Annotated in this window: 16 protein-coding genes; 4 read left to right on the top strand and 12 right to left on the bottom strand. The window is 53.1% G+C overall.

What is annotated here, in order from left to right; all coding sequences use genetic code 11:
- Positions 1-2: 2 nt before the first annotated feature.
- Positions 3-1,292, bottom strand: a complete 1,290-nt coding sequence (gene purT / locus PYCH_RS07835; RefSeq protein ID WP_013906324.1) for a phosphoribosylglycinamide formyltransferase 2 — start codon at positions 1,290-1,292, stop codon at positions 3-5.
- Positions 1,293-1,411: 119 nt separating this feature from the next.
- Between purT and purM the strand changes: the two genes are divergently transcribed.
- The 4 genes from purM (at position 1,412) to PYCH_RS07815 (ending at position 6,515) form a co-directional block, all read left to right on the top strand.
- Positions 1,412-2,413, top strand: coding sequence for a phosphoribosylformylglycinamidine cyclo-ligase (gene purM, locus PYCH_RS07830; RefSeq protein ID WP_013906323.1), 1,002 nt, complete (start codon positions 1,412-1,414; stop codon positions 2,411-2,413).
- A 23-nt stretch (positions 2,414-2,436) separates the two neighbouring features.
- Positions 2,437-3,234, top strand: a complete 798-nt coding sequence (locus PYCH_RS07825; protein WP_013906322.1) for an HAD-IIA family hydrolase — start codon at positions 2,437-2,439, stop codon at positions 3,232-3,234.
- A complete protein-coding gene (locus tag PYCH_RS07820; protein ID WP_013906321.1) occupies positions 3,231-3,641 on the top strand; it encodes a ferritin family protein in 411 nt (136 codons plus the stop codon). Before PYCH_RS07825 ends, PYCH_RS07820 begins: the two co-directional genes overlap by 4 nt.
- A 180-nt stretch (positions 3,642-3,821) precedes the next feature.
- Positions 3,822-6,515, top strand: a complete 2,694-nt coding sequence (locus tag PYCH_RS07815; RefSeq protein ID WP_013906320.1) for an adenosylcobalamin-dependent ribonucleoside-diphosphate reductase — start codon at positions 3,822-3,824, stop codon at positions 6,513-6,515.
- On the opposite strand, the gene purL is transcribed toward PYCH_RS07815, so the two are convergent.
- The 11 genes from purL to PYCH_RS07770 form a co-directional block, all read right to left on the bottom strand.
- Positions 6,505-8,628 (bottom strand): phosphoribosylformylglycinamidine synthase subunit PurL, encoded by a 2,124-nt coding sequence (purL, locus tag PYCH_RS07810; protein ID WP_013906319.1) that lies wholly within the window; start codon positions 8,626-8,628, stop codon positions 6,505-6,507. The genes PYCH_RS07815 and purL overlap by 11 nt on opposite strands.
- 47 nt (positions 8,629-8,675) lie before the next feature.
- Positions 8,676-8,837 (bottom strand): PEP/pyruvate-binding domain-containing protein, encoded by a 162-nt coding sequence (locus PYCH_RS10200; protein WP_013906318.1) that lies wholly within the window; start codon positions 8,835-8,837, stop codon positions 8,676-8,678.
- A 100-nt stretch (positions 8,838-8,937) separates the two neighbouring features.
- Positions 8,938-9,102, bottom strand: a complete 165-nt coding sequence (locus tag PYCH_RS09980; RefSeq protein ID WP_013906317.1) for a phosphoenolpyruvate synthetase-like protein — start codon at positions 9,100-9,102, stop codon at positions 8,938-8,940.
- Between the two features lie 410 nt (positions 9,103-9,512).
- Positions 9,513-10,184, bottom strand: a complete 672-nt coding sequence (purQ, locus tag PYCH_RS07805; protein WP_048058406.1) for a phosphoribosylformylglycinamidine synthase I — start codon at positions 10,182-10,184, stop codon at positions 9,513-9,515.
- Positions 10,184-10,426: a phosphoribosylformylglycinamidine synthase subunit PurS gene (gene purS, locus PYCH_RS07800; protein ID WP_013906315.1), complete on the bottom strand. Its 243-nt coding sequence runs from the start codon at positions 10,424-10,426 to the stop codon at positions 10,184-10,186. The genes purQ and purS overlap by 1 nt, the downstream gene beginning before the upstream one ends.
- A gap of 149 nt (positions 10,427-10,575) precedes the next feature.
- Positions 10,576-11,145 carry a glucose-6-phosphate isomerase gene (pgiA, locus tag PYCH_RS07795; RefSeq protein WP_013906314.1) on the bottom strand — a complete coding sequence of 190 codons (570 nt, stop codon included), beginning with the start codon at positions 11,143-11,145 and terminating at the stop codon, positions 10,576-10,578.
- Positions 11,146-11,150: 5 nt separating this feature from the next.
- The gene (locus PYCH_RS07790) at positions 11,151-11,654 is read right to left on the bottom strand and encodes a hypothetical protein (protein ID WP_013906313.1); all 504 of its coding nucleotides are present in this window, start codon (positions 11,652-11,654) and stop codon (positions 11,151-11,153) included.
- Positions 11,655-11,665: 11 nt separating this feature from the next.
- Positions 11,666-12,673, bottom strand: coding sequence for an ABC transporter ATP-binding protein (locus PYCH_RS07785; protein WP_013906312.1), 1,008 nt, complete (start codon positions 12,671-12,673; stop codon positions 11,666-11,668).
- A 10-nt stretch (positions 12,674-12,683) separates the two neighbouring features.
- A complete protein-coding gene (locus PYCH_RS07780; RefSeq protein ID WP_013906311.1) occupies positions 12,684-13,643 on the bottom strand; it encodes an ABC transporter ATP-binding protein in 960 nt (319 codons plus the stop codon).
- Between the two features lie 10 nt (positions 13,644-13,653).
- Positions 13,654-15,084 carry an ABC transporter permease gene (locus PYCH_RS07775; RefSeq protein WP_013906310.1) on the bottom strand — a complete coding sequence of 477 codons (1,431 nt, stop codon included), beginning with the start codon at positions 15,082-15,084 and terminating at the stop codon, positions 13,654-13,656.
- A gap of 10 nt (positions 15,085-15,094) precedes the next feature.
- Positions 15,095-16,144 (bottom strand): ABC transporter permease, encoded by a 1,050-nt coding sequence (locus tag PYCH_RS07770; protein WP_013906309.1) that lies wholly within the window; start codon positions 16,142-16,144, stop codon positions 15,095-15,097.
- Positions 16,145-16,312: the final 168 nt, after the last annotated feature.

Raw genomic sequence — 16,312 nt, 5'->3', positions numbered from 1 at the left:
ATTTAAAGTAGGTGCTTCCTCTTCTCGTAATTCTGGTCGTGCCAATCGCTGCTCCTAGTCCTCAGCTCTATCATGTGGGCAACCATCTCGGCCCTCCTCTTGGCCTCCTGGACGTCCTTGTCCCAAGCGAGGACGACGCCAAGCCTCCTTCCGGGATAGGCCTCGGGCTTTCCGAAGAACCTCACGGTGGCGTTCTGGACGCTCAGAGCCTTTGCAAGCCCACGGAAGCGCGGAGAATAGCCGTTAACGTTGGCTTTTATAACGTGCGTTGCCGCGGGCGTGAGCATCGGGAAGAGGCGGTAGCCATCTACCCATTCTCCAGGTATTGGGAGGCCCAGGACGGCTCTGAGGTGGAGGCCGAACTCGGAGAAGCCCGGCGGGTGGGAGGCGAGGGTAACCATGCCAGTGTCGTGGGGCCTTGGCGAAACCTCGTTGGCGTAAACTTTATCCCCTTTCACGAACATCTCTACACCAAATAAACCAAGGCCGCCGAGGACGTCGGTTATGCGCTTGGCTATCTTATAAACTTCCCTTTCCGCTTTCTCGCTTATCTCGACCGGTTGCCAGCTCGCGTGGTAATCGCCGTCAATCTGGTAGTGGCCTACGGGTTTCGGGAAGGTCGTGACGATTTCACCGTTCTCGTCGTAGTGCCTGACCGCCAATTCAGTTATCTCAACGTCGAAGTCTATGTGCTCCTCAACGATTATCTTGTCGGCACTTCCGCGGGCCTTTTTCTTGGCTTCCTCCCAAGCTTTGGGGATGTCCTCTGGTCCCCTAACGAAGTAAGAACCCTTTCCAGAGGAGCTCATTATGGCCTTTGTGTGGCAGGGATAGCCTATCTTCTCGCAGGCCTCATAGAGCTCGTCGAGGGTCGTTGCATAGGCGTACCTCGATGTGGGAACCTTTGCCTCTTTAACGAGGGTCTCCCTAAGCCTTTCGCGGTGCATGGCTATCCAAGTGGCCTTGGCGTTCGGGACGACGAAGTAGCCCTCCTTTTCGAACTCGAACAGTGCGTCGAGGTTTATGGCCTCTATCTCGGGGATTATCGCGTCCGGCTTCTCCCTCTCGACGACGCTCCAGAGAAAGTCAGCTTTACGCATGTTGCCGACGTAGGCCCTATGGGCCACCTGCATCGCTGGGGCGTTGGCATAGCGGTCAACCGCTATAACTTCAACGCCGAGCCTCTGGGCCTCAATCGCTATCTCCTTCCCAAGCTCGCCGCTTCCAAGGAGGAGTATTTTTTGGGCTGAATCTGTGGTAGCAGTTCCGAGCTCATTCCTCAAGCCTATCATGGGGACCCCCCTAAACTTTGACGTTAAAATGTTAAAATTGTCCAGATATTTAAGGTTTTTTAGCCATAAATATGGCAAACATTTTTAAGCAATCCTTCCAACATCCTCCGGTGGTGCTAATGCTCACCTATGCCCAGGCCGGAGTTGATGAAGCCAAGACATCCAGAGCCCTGAAGGCAATTATCGAAGCCGCGACGAGAACCTTTTCCTTCAGAAAAGGAAAGCTCGGCGAGCCCGGGGACATAGGCCACTATGCCGCCCTTCTCGATTTCAGCACCTTTTACCTCGCCATGACGACGGACGGTGTTGGGACGAAGGTGCTCGTCGCTGAGGCCGTCGGCAAGTTCGACACTATAGGCATCGACATGGTAGCCATGAATGTGAACGATTTACTGTGCGTCGGCGCAGAGCCTGTAGCGCTGGTCGATTATCTCGCCGTAAAGGAACCGGATGAGGATGTCTTTGGCCAGATAGCGAAGGGCCTCTATGAGGGGGCAAGGCAGGCTGGGATAGCGATAGTTGGAGGAGAAACGGCCGTTATGCCAGACCTCGTCAACGGCTTCGACCTGGTCGGAATGGGAATCGGCATAGTAGAAAAGGACAAGGTTATCACCGGAGAAAAGATAAGGCCCGGCGACGTCGTCATCGGAATATCCTCCTCTGGAATTCACTCCAATGGTCTTACGCTGGCAAGGAAGCTCTTGATTCCGAAGTATGGCCTCGACTATGAGTATGAAGGAAAGAAGCTCTGGGAACACCTTCTTGAGCCTACGAGGATTTACGTTAAGGCTGTTCTTGAGCTCCTCGAAACGGTCGAGGTCCATGGCCTAGCTCACATAACCGGCGGTGGGTTGCTGAATCTCAGGCGGCTGACGGGCTACGGCTTCAAGCTCAAGATGCCACCAATTGGGGGGATATTCAAACTAATCCACGAGAACGGGGTACCCTTGGGTGAGATGTTCCGTGTCTTCAACATGGGCGTCGGCTTCGTTGTCATAGTTCCCCCGGAGGAGAAGGAGGAGGCCTTGGACATCCTTAACAAGCACTATGAGAGCTTCGAGCTTGGGAGTATTACGAAGGAGCCCGGGATAAGGGTCGTGAACTACGGGATAGTCTTTTAAACGCATCCGTCGAGGAGCCTTCCATGCTCGGCATAATCTTCGACATGGACGGCGTTCTTTACAGGGGGAACACGCCCATCAAGGGCGCGAGGGAGGTAATTGAGTTCCTGAAGGAGACGGGAATCCCCTTTATCTTCCTCACCAACAACTCGACCAGAGACCCCGCCATGTACCGGGAAAAGTTGCTCTCTATGGGCATCGACGTTCCCGAGGAAGTTATAGTCACATCCGGCCTGGCAACGAGGCTCTACATGAAGAGGCATTTTGAACCCGGAAAGATTTTCGTCCTCGGCGGGGAAGGGCTCCACAGGGAAATGGAAAGGCTGGGTTGGGGAATCGTGGGTATCGAGGAGGCAAGAAAAGGTGTCTGGAGACAAGTCCGCTATGTCGTCGTTGGCCTCGATCCTGATTTAACCTACGAGAAGCTCAAGTACGCAACTCTTGCCATACGGAAGGGAGCCACCTTCATAGGAACGAACCCGGACACGACGTATCCGGCTGAGGAAGGCCTCTGCCCCGGAGCTGGCTCGATAATAGCCGCCCTCAGGGCGGCCACTGATAGGGAGCCCTTAATTATCGGGAAGCCCAACGAGCCCGTATACGAGGTTGTAGTGAGCAAGCTCGGAAAGGTTGATGAGATATGGATGGTTGGGGATAGACTCGACACCGACATAGCCTTTGCGAAACGTTTTGGGATGAAGGCTATCATGGTCCTTACAGGCGTGAGTACCATGGAGGATGTTGAAAAAAGCGGAATTGTCCCCGACCTCGTGCTTCCAAGCATTGGAGAACTGCTTGACTATCTGAAGGTGATCCTATGAGGCTTAAAGAACTCATCAGGGAGCTGATAGCCTTGGAACGGGAGCTCTACTCCCTCTACAAGCTGGGGGAGACGTTCGCGACCTATGAGAAACCCTCCTTCATCGAGACCTTCAGGATACTCGCGGAGGAGAGCCTCAGGCACGCGAGGACACTTGAGGACCTCCTTGGGAACGCAGGACCGGGGCCCTACGTTGATGGCACCGCCCTAACGCACCCGAAGAACCGGCCGGAAGACCTCCAAGAGCTCATTGAGGAGGCTCTTCTGACTGAAGAGGGTCTGTATCAGGCCTATTTGAGGCTCTCAAGGGAGCTGGAAGGGGCGTTGGCGGGCATCTTTAGGATGATGGCAGGCGAGGCGCTCAGGCACGGGTACAGGCTGAAGCTCATTTACGAAGCACTTGGATAAAATATCCCGCTTCTCCCTTTATAACCTCCTTCTCCATGCGACGACCAATGAACATTAATTCTTGTCAGGCTGGCAAGGAGGATATGGGTAAGGTATTTGTAGGTCCTCCCATACTATCGAGGTGCTGGACCTATTCCAGCAATCATCTCCTTTTAAAAACACTATGACAGGGGTGTCCATATGGCAGTTGAAAAAGTGATGAAGCGCGATGGCAGGATTGTACCATTCGATGAGAGCCGTATAAGGTGGGCCATACAGAGGGCAATGTGGGAGGTCGGCGTCAGGGACGAGAAGAAGCTCGACGAGGTTGTCAAGGCCGTCGTTAGGAGGGTAAACGAGCTCTACGACGGGAAGATACCCCACATAGAGAACATCCAGGACATAGTCGAGCTGGAGCTAATGAGGGCAGGTCTGTTCAACGTTGCGAAGGCCTACATCCTTTATCGCAAGAAAAAGGCCGAGATTAGGGAGGAGAAGAAGAGGATATTGAATAAGAAGGAGCTCGACGAGATAGACAAGCGCTTCTCCATAAACTCCCTTCGGGTGCTCGCGAGCCGTTATCTTAAGAGGGATGAGGTTGGCAACATAATAGAGAGCCCGAGGGAGCTCTTCGAGCGTGTTGCCGTCCTCACGGTCATCCCCGACCTCCTCTACGACGAGAGGGTCTTCGACAAGAATGGAAACTACCAGCAGGAGCTGAAGAGGGTCGAGTACTACCTCGAGCACTACGAGGAGTTCGACGGTCGGTATTCAATTGGCCGCTTCAAGCTCAACAAGTACCACTTCGAGAGAATGGTGAACCTCTACAGGGAGCTGGCCGAGCAGGGCAAGATGAAGGTCTCCATAGACGAGTTCCTCGCCATGCTCGAGAGGGGCGAGTTCGCTGAGTACGAGAAGGAGGTCGAGGAGTACTTCCGCCTAATGACCAATCAAGTCTTCATGCCCAACACCCCTGCCCTCATAAACTCGGGCAGGCCCCTTGGCATGCTCTCGGCATGCTTCGTCGTTCCAATTGAGGACGACATGGAGAGTATAATGAAGGCGGCGCATGATGTTGCCATGATACAGAAGGCTGGTGGCGGCACTGGAATGAACTTCTCCAAGCTTAGGCCGGAAGGCGATATAGTGGGGACGACCACGGGGGCGGCGAGCGGTCCCGTATCCTTCATGCACCTCATCGATGCCGTCAGCGATGTCATAAAACAGGGTGGCGTGAGAAGAGGTGCCAACATGGGAATCCTCGAGATATGGCACCCCGACATCGAGAAGTTTATTCACGCCAAGGAGAGGAATATAGGCACCAACGTTCTCGCCAACTTCAACATAAGCGTTGGCATTTGGGAGGACTTCTGGGAGGCCCTGAAAGAGGGGAAGAAGTATCCGCTAATCAACCCGAGGACCGGGGAAGTCGTGAGAGAAGTCGACCCCAAGAGCCTCTTCGAGGAGCTCGCCTACATGGCTTGGGCGAAGGCCGACCCGGGAGTTATATTCTTTGATATCATAAACAGGAGAAACGTTCTGGCGGAAGCGAAAGGTGGTCCGATAAGGGCAACCAACCCATGCGGGGAAGAGCCTCTATACGACTACGAATCGTGCAATTTAGCAAGTATAAACCTCGCCAAGTTCGTGAAGTATGACGAGGAAGGAAAGCCCTACTTTGACTGGGATGAATACGCCTATGTAATTCAGAAGGTTGCCAAGTACCTCGACAACTCAATCGACGTCAACAAGTTCCCACTTCCCGAAATCGACTACAACACCAAGCTCACAAGGAGGATAGGCGTGGGAATTATGGGCCTCGCGGATGCCCTCTTTAAGCTTGGCATCCCCTACAACAGCGAAGAAGGATTCAAATTCATGCGCAAGGTCACCGAGTACCTGACCTTCTACGCCTACAAGTACAGCGTTGAGGCGGCTAAAAAGCGCGGAACGTTCCCGCTCTACGAGAAGACGAGATACAAGGATGGAGAGCTTCCGGTAGAGGGGTACTACCATAGGGAGATATGGAACCTGCCCTGGGACGAGCTCGTCGAGGAGATAAAGAAGCATGGTGTGAGAAACGCCATGGTAACTACCTGCCCTCCTACCGGAAGCGTCAGCATGATAGCGGACACGTCAAGCGGAATAGAGCCCGTCTATGCTCTCGTTTACAAGAAGAGCGTGACGGTTGGTGAGTTCTACTACGTTGACCCAGTGTTCGAGGCCGAGCTCAAGAGGAGGGGATTATACAGCGAGGAGCTGCTGAAAAAGATAAGCGACAACTACGGAAGTGTCCAGGGGCTTGAGGAGATCCCGGAGGACATGCAACGCGTCTTCGTAACGGCCATGGACATCCATTGGCTTGACCACATACTGGCCCAGGCTAGCATCCAGATCTGGCTGACCGACTCGGCGAGCAAAACTATAAACATGCCCAATGATGCCACCGTCGAGGACGTTAAGGCGGCATACTTGCTTGCCTACTTCCTCGGATGCAAGGGCGTTACCGTTTACAGGGACGGCTCCCTGAGCGTTCAAGTTTACAGCGTCGAGGGTGAGAAGAAGAGGATGTACAAGGCCAAGCCGAGCGAGTACGCGAGGAAGATACTGATGGAGATCGTGGAGAAGGAGCCCTGGATTAAGAACTTCATAGATGTGGATGCCATACTTAATGGAACCAACGGCAAGAAGACCGAGGTTCCCGCCATCACATTCTCCCTCGGAACCTCCGCAGACAAATCCTCCAAAATTCCAGGGGAAAAGATAGAGGAGCTGCTGGGCGTCGTCTACTGCCCCGTCTGCTACGAAAAAGAAGGAAAGCTCGTGGAGCTCAAGATGGAGAGCGGCTGTGCCACCTGCCCCGTCTGTGGCTGGAGCAAGTGCGTCATAAGTTGAGGAGCCCCTCGAGGGTTCCCTCGTATATTTCTTTGAGCTCCCTTACGTCCTTTCTCACTGCCTCGCTTCCGACCCTTAACTCGAAGATTCTCCCGCCGATCCTGCCCACGACGGCGAAGTCCCTGAAGAGTCCCCTGAGCTTAGGCAAGTTCTCCTCCGGGAACGTCACCACGTAACGCCCATGGCTCTCCGAGAATGCCAGCTCCACGGGGTTAGAAACTTCGGCCTTGATGCCGTCCAAGTGGGCCTCGAGGCCCCCGAACCAGACGGCGAGCTCCGCGAGAGCTACCGCAAGACCTCCTCGGCTGACGTCGTGAACGAAGCTGACGAGCCCCTCCTTAATGGCCTTTAGGATGGCCTCCGCGTTGGTCTTCTCTTCCTCTAGCCTGACCCTTGGCACGATGCCTCCCTCGACCTTGAGGATGCGATAGAGCTCCGAACCTCCCAGCTCCCTCCTTGTCACGCCAACAACTCCAACGAGATGGCCTTTCTCGGGTCCTTTCGGTATGGCCTCCAGCCTTACCTTGCCGAGGCCGGCCACAACGGGGGTAGGCTTTATCGGTTTTCCTGCGATTTCGTTGTAGAAGCTAACGTTCCCACTAACGTACGCCAGATCAAAGGCCTTGGCAGCGTTGGCAAGACCCTTAACAGTCTCGACAAAGCTCCAGTAAACCTCGGGTCTCTCGGGGGAGGCGAAGTTGAGATTGTCAACCAATGCTAAGGGCTTCGCCCCGACGCTCACGAGGTTTCTCACAACTTCGGCAACGAGCCCCATGGCTCCGTGGTAGGGGTTGAGGTAGCTGTGGCTGGGATTCCCGTCGCTCACGAAGGCTAGGCCGTACTCATCGTTTATCTTTAGCACGGCCGCATCGAGGCCCGGCTTTACCACCGTTCTCCCCTGAACCTCGTGGTCGTACTGCTCCCAAACCCAGGCCTTACTAACGACGTTCGGGCTGCTCCAGATGAGGTCAAAGGCATCTTTAAAAGAAATGTCGGGCGTTTCAACGTCCTTCTCGATGCTATACTGCTTCGCCGGCCACTCTATCGTCGGGACGTTCGTCAGCAGGTCTATCGGAAGGTCTGCCACCTTCTCACCGTGCCAATAAACGATGAAGCGGGGCTCCTCGATTACCTCGCCAATCACGGCCCACTCCAGCTCGTACTTCTCGAATATCCTTCCGAGGGTTTCAACGTCCTCGGGCTTAACTGCGAAGAGCATCCTCTCCTGGCTCTCGGAAATCATGACTTCCATGGCGTTCATCGCGGGTTCGCGGAGCGGAACCCTGTCGGCGTAGATTATCGCACCAAAGCCCTTCTTTCCGACCATCTCGGAGGCGGCACATGTCAGACCACCGCCACCCAAGTCCTTCAACGCCTTCACTTTCCCTGTGTAGACCGCCTCAAGCGTGGCCTCGATTAGGAGCTTCTCGGTAAATGGATCGGGAATTTGAACGGCAGAGCGGTCTTCCTCTTCCCCACTGAGCTCCTCGCTCGCGAACGTCACTCCATGTATCCCGTCCCTTCCGGTCCTGTTGCCAACTAGTATGAGCTTGAGGCCTGGCTCATCAACAAAGCTGTGCACCAGATGTTCTGGCCTCGTTATCCCAACGCAGGCGACGTTGACGAGCGTATAACCATCAAGGCTCTCGTCGAACTCCGTTTCTCCCCCAACGGTCGGGACGCCTATTCTGTTGCCGTAGTCGGCTATTCCCTTCACTACGTACTCAAATAGGTAGCGGTTGCGTTCCCTTTCGAGAGGTCCGAACCTTATAGGATCGAGTAGCGCTATTGGCCGAGCGCCCATGCAGAGAACGTCCCTCACTATCCCGCCAACGCCCGTAGCGGCTCCGCCGTAAGGCTCGACCGCGCTTGGATGGTTGTGGCTCTCTATTCCCACGACTATCCATGTCTCGTCATCGAACTTGACTACCCCAGCATCCTCGCCAGGGCCCAAAACCACGTGTTCGTTTTGAGTGGGCAGGAGCTTGAGCCATGGCCTGCTTGACTTGTAGGAGGCATGTTCGCTCCACATAACTTCGAGCATCGCCCACTCAAGTTCGTTTGGCTCCCTGCCGAGTCTTTCACGGATGAACTTTTCCTCGTGGGGGAACATCGTGAACCCTCCATTGGTTGACGAATTAATGTAAAAAAGTTTTGTTCTTAAGGTTTATTTTGACAGAAAAATGGCAAATAAAGAACTATGGGAACTGTTACCTTCCTCGACTGGGGGAGCCATAAGGGTTCGTTGTAGGCCCACTCGATATCCTGAGGTTTGCGGAAGAGCTCTTCAACTTCGAGGCCAGTTTCGATCAGCTCCCTCATCAGGGGGTCTTTGACCTCGGTAGGGTCGCGTGGAAGAAGGATACGCTTAACGTCCTCTTTTCCATTAACGAGTTTTCGGGAGAACCTTCCACAAACTCGACTAATGCCCTATCAGGCTCCCTGTTTCTTTCCAGAGCTCATAGGCCTTCGTTGTTACCACAAAGCCTTCAGGAAAGTTGAAGTACCTCGTCAGGAGAGAAAGGCGGTGCGCTTTGCCACAGATTTCCTCGATTGAGCCTCCTGCAGAGATTGTGCGGACGAACATAAACTCACCTCATATGCGCTTAGATTTTTATCCTCACCAGCCACCTGAGCTTGCCCGCATCTAAGGAAGGCCGAACTTCTATGCGACAGGGTTCTGTTATTCAACAAAAGCAAAATCGCCGAAGGAACTCCAAAAGAGCTTATCGAGAAAGTTCAGACACTCAAAGCGGAGCGGAAAATCATCGCCAAAATTAAAGGAGAAATCAATCTCAGAGATTTTGAGGGGATAGCTCAAAAAATCGAGGTTCAAAGTGATGGGAAGTTTACGTACCTCCAGCTGTACTTCAAAAATGAAGACCTTAAAGACGTGCTTGGCCTTTTATCCCAGTACAACCTTGTTGATATCCAAACATCTCAAGTGACTCTTGAAGAAGCCTTCACATATCTCTGCAGAAAATAAAATAGAAGAAGCTATCTCCTTGCCCACTCCACCATGCTCCTAAAGAGCCTCAGGCCGTCCTCACTTCCCAAAAAGCGGTCGCTCGCCCTTTCCGGATGCGGCATCATCCCAAGGATGTTCCCTTTCTCGTTTGCAACTCCGGCTATGTTTAGCACCGAGCCATTTGGATTAGCTTCCTCTGTCACGTTGCCCTTTTCGTCGCTGTACTGGAAGACTATTCTGACCTTTGATGGGTCGTCCACGTAGTAGTTGCCTTCGGCATGGGCTATGGGCATTCTTATTATCTCTCCGGGCTCGTAGAGAGAAGTGAACGGCGTCTCCACATCGTTAACGCGGAGATGAACCCATTTGCAGAGGAACCTTGGATTTTTGTTGGGCCTCAAGGCTCCGGGCAAAAGGCCTGCCTCCGTTAGGATTTGAAAGCCGTTGCAGATGCCAAGGACGGGTCTGCCGTCCCGGGCGAACTCCTTAACTTCCTCAATTATCTCCTGCCTAGCCGCTATGGCTCCTGCCCTTAGGTAGTCGGCATAGCTGAAGCCTCCGGGTAGGATGACTCCGTCGAAGTCCTTTAGCGATGTCTTGTACCATACCCGCTCCGCTTTTCCTCCGGCCTTTCTTATCGCCCTCTCCGTCTCGAAGTCGCAGTTCGTCCCTGGGAACACGATGACAGCGAACCGCGGCATCATTCAACCCTCTCTATGCTGTATTCCCACGCGTGGATGAGGGGGTTCGCGAGAAGTTTTCTGCACATTTCCTCAACTTCCTTTTCCGGCTCTTCGCTCTCAAGCTCGAACTCGAAACACTTGGGAACCCTGAGGTTTTCCACGGCGTAGCCGAGGTTTCTCAGGGCTTTTCCAATGACCCTCCCTTCAGGATCGTTGAGTCCTTCCTTGAGGCGAACGATGACCCTAACCTTCCACTTCATTGGCCTCACCTTATCATGAAAGTGTAAAAATCTTAGCTTTTTAAGGATTGTTTTAACAGAAATATGTTAAATAAGCTGGAAGTCCGAAGCCGAAAAGCTCTCGGAGAAGATAGTCCCAGTGGCTCGAGGGGCATATAAAAACGTTAAAATCAGGCCTTCCAGCGCGGGTTGTTGATGACTTTGACTTCTCCGTCCTCCTCGATTACTATCTTAGAGAAGCCCTTCTTGGCTATGGTTCCGTAGTCGTGGCCTGCGTCGGCCGGGTATATTGCGAGGAATATGAAGGGCTCCCTCCCAGTATTCACCGTTCTGTGAGCCCAGTAGGGTGGAACGTAAATGATTGTACCGGGCTCCATGGGTATCCAGCGGGCCTCACCCTCAGGGGTCTGGAGGAGCATGCCTCCCCTGCCCTTAAGGGCCACATAGACCTCAGCCCTGTCGGGCTTGGCATGGAAGTGTCCCTTGGTGAAGAAGAACTCCTTGCCGACTTTACCTGGGTAAAGGATGGTGGTCGCAAAGTTAAGGTCGCCCTCCCTCTCCTCCTGCTCGACGGCGTAGACCTCGTAGACCACGGGATTCTCCTTCTCGACGAGCTCCTTCCACGCCTCCTCGTCCACGAAGTATCCCTTCATGTCGCTCAGTCTCCTGACGAGCCTTTTGGAATCTTCTATCACGCCGCTTTCGATGTCTAACTTAAAGCTGGCTGGCTCCTTGTACATCCCCCTCACCTCTCATTCCTTCCTTTCTCCGTCTTTTTCTTCTTTTTGGTCTTCTCTAGCTCTCCTTGCATGTAGCTTGCAAACCCCAAGAGGGAGAGCACGCTTCCGGCTATCATCGTTACGAAGCCTACAACCGAGAGCCAAGAGTAGGGGTATCTCACTCCGACTGCATCCAACCTGTATTTGAGGGAGCCATCTGTTACGAGGGTTGGAGGCTCCGTGATGTTCTTAACTTTCTCCGTCGAGTTGGCGAGCGTTAAGTGCACAAAGTTGTTTGCCCAAGTAACGGTTACGGTTGCCTTCTCCGCCGAGAGGGTTAGGTTGGCTGATGTGAGAACGACAATGGACTTTGGCTCGAGATAGTATGAGCCTGGCTCGAGAACACCACTCTCCGTTGTCTTGACGACCTCTGAGGTCATGGACGCAAAGGCGAGGAGAAGAGAAATGAAAAGAAGCACAAGGCCTGTGGCAATCGTCGGATACCTTAGGGCCTTCCAGAAGCTGACCATTCCACACACCGCTAAATCTTCCCTACAAGGTGGCACTCGACCCAGTGGTTGTGTTCATGTTCCACGAGCTTGGGGTGCTCGACGTCGCAGAGGCCCTTCTTGAAGTAAAGGCACCTCGGGTGGAATCTACAGCCGGGAGGTATGTTAACGGCACTGGGCACCTCACCCTTAATTGGGACTTCCTTGATTATGTCCTTCCTTTCCGGTATAGGCTCCGGAACCGCCGCGAGTAGTGCTCTGGTGTAGGGATGGAGTGGATTGTCTATGACTTCCTTGGCGGGTCCCATCTCCACTATCCTTCCGAGATACATCACTGCAATCCAGTCGGCGAAGTATCTGGCAGTTGAAAGGTCGTGGGTGATGTAGAGGTAAGTAACGCCCATTTTCTCCTTGAGCTCCTTCATAAGCTCGAGGATTTCAGCCCTGATTGAGACATCGAGCATCGAGACGGGCTCATCAGCCACTATGAACGTCGGGTTGAGAATGAGAGCCCTAGCTATGGCTACACGTTGCCTCTGACCACCAGAGAGCATGTGCGGGAATCTGTGGACGTAATCCTCTGGTGGCACGATCTTGACCATCTCGAGGGCTTTGTAAATGAGCTCCTCACGCTCAGCTCTCGTCTCGCCTATGCCGTGGATGAGGAGGGGCTCCTCGAGGACGTCGTATATCCTGAATCTCGGGTTCATGGAGCTGAAGGGGTCCTGGAATATCATCTGAACCTTCCTTCTGTAGGCCTTTATCTCCTCCTTCGTCTTGAGCTCCGTGACGTCTTGGCCCTCGAGGTATATCTTTCCTTCCGTTGGCTCGAGGAGCTTCATGACAAGCTTACCCGTCGTCGTTTTTCCACAGCCGCTCTCACCGACGAGTGCGAAGACCTCTTGCTTGTGAACTTCGAAACTGACACCGTCCACGGCCCTGACGTACTTCTCTGATTCTCCCCTGAGTGAGGCTAGCAGGCCCCTCCTTATGGGGAAGTACTTCTTGAGGTTGACTACCTTCAGTATCGGCTCCGCCATCTTTAACACCTCACAGCAGCCAGCATGCGGCGTGGTGTCCATCACCAATCTCCTTCATCGTTGGCTCCTGCTGCTTGCAAACGTCCATAGCGTAGGGGCACCTGGGGTGGAAGCGGCATCCACTGGGTGGATTGATGAGGTTGGGTGGCTGTCCTGGGATGAACTCGAGCTTCTCGACGTCCTCGTGGAGCCTCGGAATGGCGGCGAGAAGCTTCTGGGTGTAGGGGTGCGCCGGCTCGTAGTATATCTTGTCGCTGGGTCCTATCTCCACGATCTTTCCGGCGTACATTATGGCGACGCGGTCGCTTATCTCTGCAAGGATGCTCAGGTCGTGGGTAATGAATATCATGGAGAGGCCGAGTTTCTTCTTGAGCCTCTTCATGAGGTTGATTATTTGGGCCTGGACGACGACGTCGAGAGCTGTCGTCGGCTCGTCGGCTATGACGATGTCGGGCTCGAGGAGTAGAGCGGTGGCTATTACTACACGCTGCTTCATACCACCGCTCAGCTCGTGGGGATAGCGATAAACTATTTCGGGATCAAGGCCCACTAGCTCGAGGTACTTCATGGCCCTATTAAGAGCCTCTTCCCTTTCCATGCCCTTGTGGTAGATTAGGGGCTCTATCATTTGATAACCAATTGTGTAGACGGGGTTGAGGGCGTTCATTGCACCTTGGAATATCATTGATATCTTCTGCCAGCGTATCTCCTTCCTGAGGACGTCTTCGGGGAGGCCGACTATTTCTCTACCGTCTATCTTTATGCTACCGCTGACTATCTTGCCTGGAGGCTGAGGCATGCCCATGAGTGTGAAGCCTATGGAGGACTTTCCACATCCGCTTTCTCCTGCAAGACCGAGCACTTCACCTTTCTTGAGGTCGAAGCTGACATCGTCTACGGCCTTCACGGGGCCCCTTGAGGTGAAGTAATACATCTTGAGATTCTTAACTTCGAGCACCTTCTTTGCCATCTCACCCACCTCACAGCCTCCTGAGCCTCGGGTTCAGTACCCTATCGAGGGCCGTACCGAGCAGCACGAACGTTAATGCAACCAAAGCTATCGCGAGTCCTGGCGGAATGACCCACCACCAGTATCCGTTTACGGCGGCACCTGCAACCTGAGCATCGTGGAGTATCTGACCCCACGTAACCTGGGTCGGATCGCCGAGACCAAGGAAGCTCAGTGAGGCCTCCGCGAGGACGGCTCCTGGGACGCTGAGGGCCATCTGGGCGAATGCATAGGGCAGTAGCTGTGGCATCATGTGCTTGAATATTATCCTGCCGGTTCCAGCGCCGAGGGCTACTGCGGCCTCAACGTACGTCTGCTCCTTAATTTGGTAAGCCATACTCCTCGCAACTCTCGCTATTCCGACCCATCCGAAGAGCACCAGTAAGAGCACTATCTGCCAAAGGGCTATGTGGCCTCCGAAGTAGGTTCCCAGCAGGATGAGTATCGGGAGGCTCGGGATGGAGGCCATGAACTCCTGGAACCTCATCATTATCTCGTCCGTCCAGCCTCCAAAGTATGCTGCCGTGACGCCATAGAATATTCCGACGAGGACTGTGAGCACGGCCGTTGCAATGCCTATGGTCAGGGACACCCTGGAACCCCAAACTATGCCAGCGAAGAGGTCTCTGCCCTTGTCATCCGTTCCGAGATGGCCATATGTTCTTCCGGTTAGTATGACTTCTGTTCCTGAGAGATCAACGCTGGTCCCCTTGGGGGTCTTTACCTCGATGATTATGTGGTACTCGCCCATGAGTGGTTGAGGTGAATCGAAGATGTCGGGGGTGAGTTGGGCGAAGACTATTCTCAGTGTGTCAAGAGTTGTCATGAGCTGGAACTCCTTATTGGGGTCGAGCTGAATTCCTGTCTCTTGCTTGACCCACTCTATTACATTCTTCCTTACCTCATTATCCCTGGCAATCTGGATGTCGGTGGCACCCTTGATCTTGATTCCTGAGAGCAAGGTCACGGTCTTTCCATCTGGTCTTACGATGTACAAGCTTAGGGAGGGCCTGAGTCTCCTGTTGGTGGAGTTCCCGCTTATATTCCTTATGACGATGTCCTGAGGTGGAATATCATACTTCATATTGTAGGGTATGTCTATCTTTATGATACCGTCCTCCACGCTTGTGTACTTCTGGAGCTCCTCCATTGGTATGATCTCGTGAGGAGCCTCCTTCACACCCGTAAATATCCCTGTCCACGTTGGGGGAACGGTCTTGGGATAATCAATCCATGCGGATTGCCTCCACTTCTCAGGAATGTTAGGTTCCGTGATATAAGGTGCCCCTATAGCAACGAGTATCCAAAATATTAAGAGGGCTATACCGAGCAGCCCAGTCTTCTGTCTCTTAAACTCGAACCAAAAGTTTGAGATGGAGTCCTTTATGTCGACCCACCTCATTTTAACCACCTCACACCCTGGCCGAGGCGCCTACCCTGACTCTTGGGTCGAGGAACCCATAAGATATGTCGGCTATTATTACTCCGGCTAGATATAGGGCAACGTTTATGAACGTCAGTCCCATGACGAGGTTTATTTCGTTGGTTTCGATTGCTATCCAGTAAACTCTGCCCATTCCGGGCCAGTTGAAGACGCTCTCAGTGATTATTGCACCACCTAATGAGGCAAGTAGGGAAAATATCGTCATGGTCACGATTGGCGGGGCCGATGCACGAAGGGCGTGGCCATAAATTACCTTTCTCTCAGGGACGCCCTTGGCCCTTGCCGCCATGATGAAGTCCTCCTGCATGGTTCCGACCATTATGTTCCTGGTGACCCAGGCCCATCCTCCAAAGAGGACGAACACTATTGTAATTATTGGCAAGACTAGCCTCTTTGCGACGTCGAGGACGTGGGCGAGGCCGGTGAGATTCGGATCAGGCATCGAGTTCGCGGGGAACCAGCCAAGCTTGAATGCGAAGATGAGTAACATTATCATTCCGAACCACCACATCGGTATGCTGGTCGTTAGCAATGCCAATATTGAGAGGGCCCTGTCGAAGAAGCTACCAACCTTCTGAGCCGCTTTGACACCGAGTAACAGCCCTATGATTATGACTATTATCTGGGCCGTTGTAAACAGGAGAATCGTTCTTGGAAGGGCCAGGGCTATAATGTTCTTGACGTTCCTCTCGGTTCCGAAGATTGGAATCCTTGTGTTTCCGAAGTCGAGGGTTATCGTCCTCTTGGCATAGTAAAAGACCCTCCACCAGTATGGCTTATCGAGATGGTAGAGCTGCTTGTAGTACTCAATTCTCGCCTGCTTCCAAGCCTCAGGGTCTTCGGGTGCCCTACCTTTTTGGAGCAGGCTTTGATATTCGGCATTTACTTGAGAGATTATCTGGTCAGTCAAGTTCTTCTCAGCGACCTTCACGAAGAGCGCTGCCACCACCAGTGTCACTATTCCAAGAACTATTAGAGCGTTGATAGCTCTTATGAGCAGGTATTTACCCATCCCCATTTTTCATCCTCCCCTGTCGCACATAGGCTTTGAAGCTCAATTTTGAGCATTATCCTTTTCAGGCTTGTAAAACTACTTTAAATATCTTATCCTCGAGAATCGTCGAAACGTTCAGAACAGATTACTATGAAAGACCATCGAAGAAGGAAAATTTTCAAAAACTTGGAA

The organism is Pyrococcus yayanosii CH1, assembly GCF_000215995.1.
Taxonomy (GTDB): Archaea; Methanobacteriota_B; Thermococci; order Thermococcales; family Thermococcaceae; genus Pyrococcus; species Pyrococcus yayanosii.
This window is presented reverse-complemented; position numbering and strand designations above follow the sequence as displayed.

Excerpts from the sequence above, each read along its gene's own strand:
- PYCH_RS07815 (WP_013906320.1), top strand. The coding sequence starts at position 3,822 with ATGGCAGTTGAAAAAGTGATGAAGCGCGATGGCAGGATTGTACCATTC.
- purT (WP_013906324.1), bottom strand. The coding sequence starts at position 1,292 with ATGATAGGCTTGAGGAATGAGCTCGGAACTGCTACCACAGATTCAGCC.
- PYCH_RS07825 (WP_013906322.1), top strand. The coding sequence starts at position 2,437 with ATGCTCGGCATAATCTTCGACATGGACGGCGTTCTTTACAGGGGGAAC.
- PYCH_RS07775 (WP_013906310.1), bottom strand. The coding sequence starts at position 15,084 with ATGAGGTGGGTCGACATAAAGGACTCCATCTCAAACTTTTGGTTCGAG.
- PYCH_RS07820 (WP_013906321.1), top strand. The coding sequence starts at position 3,231 with ATGAGGCTTAAAGAACTCATCAGGGAGCTGATAGCCTTGGAACGGGAG.
- pgiA (WP_013906314.1), bottom strand. The coding sequence starts at position 11,145 with ATGTACAAGGAGCCAGCCAGCTTTAAGTTAGACATCGAAAGCGGCGTG.
- PYCH_RS07785 (WP_013906312.1), bottom strand. The coding sequence starts at position 12,673 with ATGGCGGAGCCGATACTGAAGGTAGTCAACCTCAAGAAGTACTTCCCC.
- PYCH_RS07770 (WP_013906309.1), bottom strand. The coding sequence starts at position 16,144 with ATGGGGATGGGTAAATACCTGCTCATAAGAGCTATCAACGCTCTAATA.
- purS (WP_013906315.1), bottom strand. The coding sequence starts at position 10,426 with ATGAAGTGGAAGGTTAGGGTCATCGTTCGCCTCAAGGAAGGACTCAAC.
- PYCH_RS07780 (WP_013906311.1), bottom strand. The coding sequence starts at position 13,643 with ATGGCAAAGAAGGTGCTCGAAGTTAAGAATCTCAAGATGTATTACTTC.
- purL (WP_013906319.1), bottom strand. The coding sequence starts at position 8,628 with ATGTTCCCCCACGAGGAAAAGTTCATCCGTGAAAGACTCGGCAGGGAG.
- PYCH_RS10200 (WP_013906318.1), bottom strand. The coding sequence starts at position 8,837 with ATGAGGGAGCTGATCGAAACTGGCCTCGAAGTTGAAGAGCTCTTCCGC.
- purQ (WP_048058406.1), bottom strand. The coding sequence starts at position 10,184 with ATGCCGCGGTTCGCTGTCATCGTGTTCCCAGGGACGAACTGCGACTTC.
- PYCH_RS09980 (WP_013906317.1), bottom strand. The coding sequence starts at position 9,102 with ATGTTCGTCCGCACAATCTCTGCAGGAGGCTCAATCGAGGAAATCTGT.
- PYCH_RS07790 (WP_013906313.1), bottom strand. The coding sequence starts at position 11,654 with ATGGTCAGCTTCTGGAAGGCCCTAAGGTATCCGACGATTGCCACAGGC.
- purM (WP_013906323.1), top strand. The coding sequence starts at position 1,412 with ATGCTCACCTATGCCCAGGCCGGAGTTGATGAAGCCAAGACATCCAGA.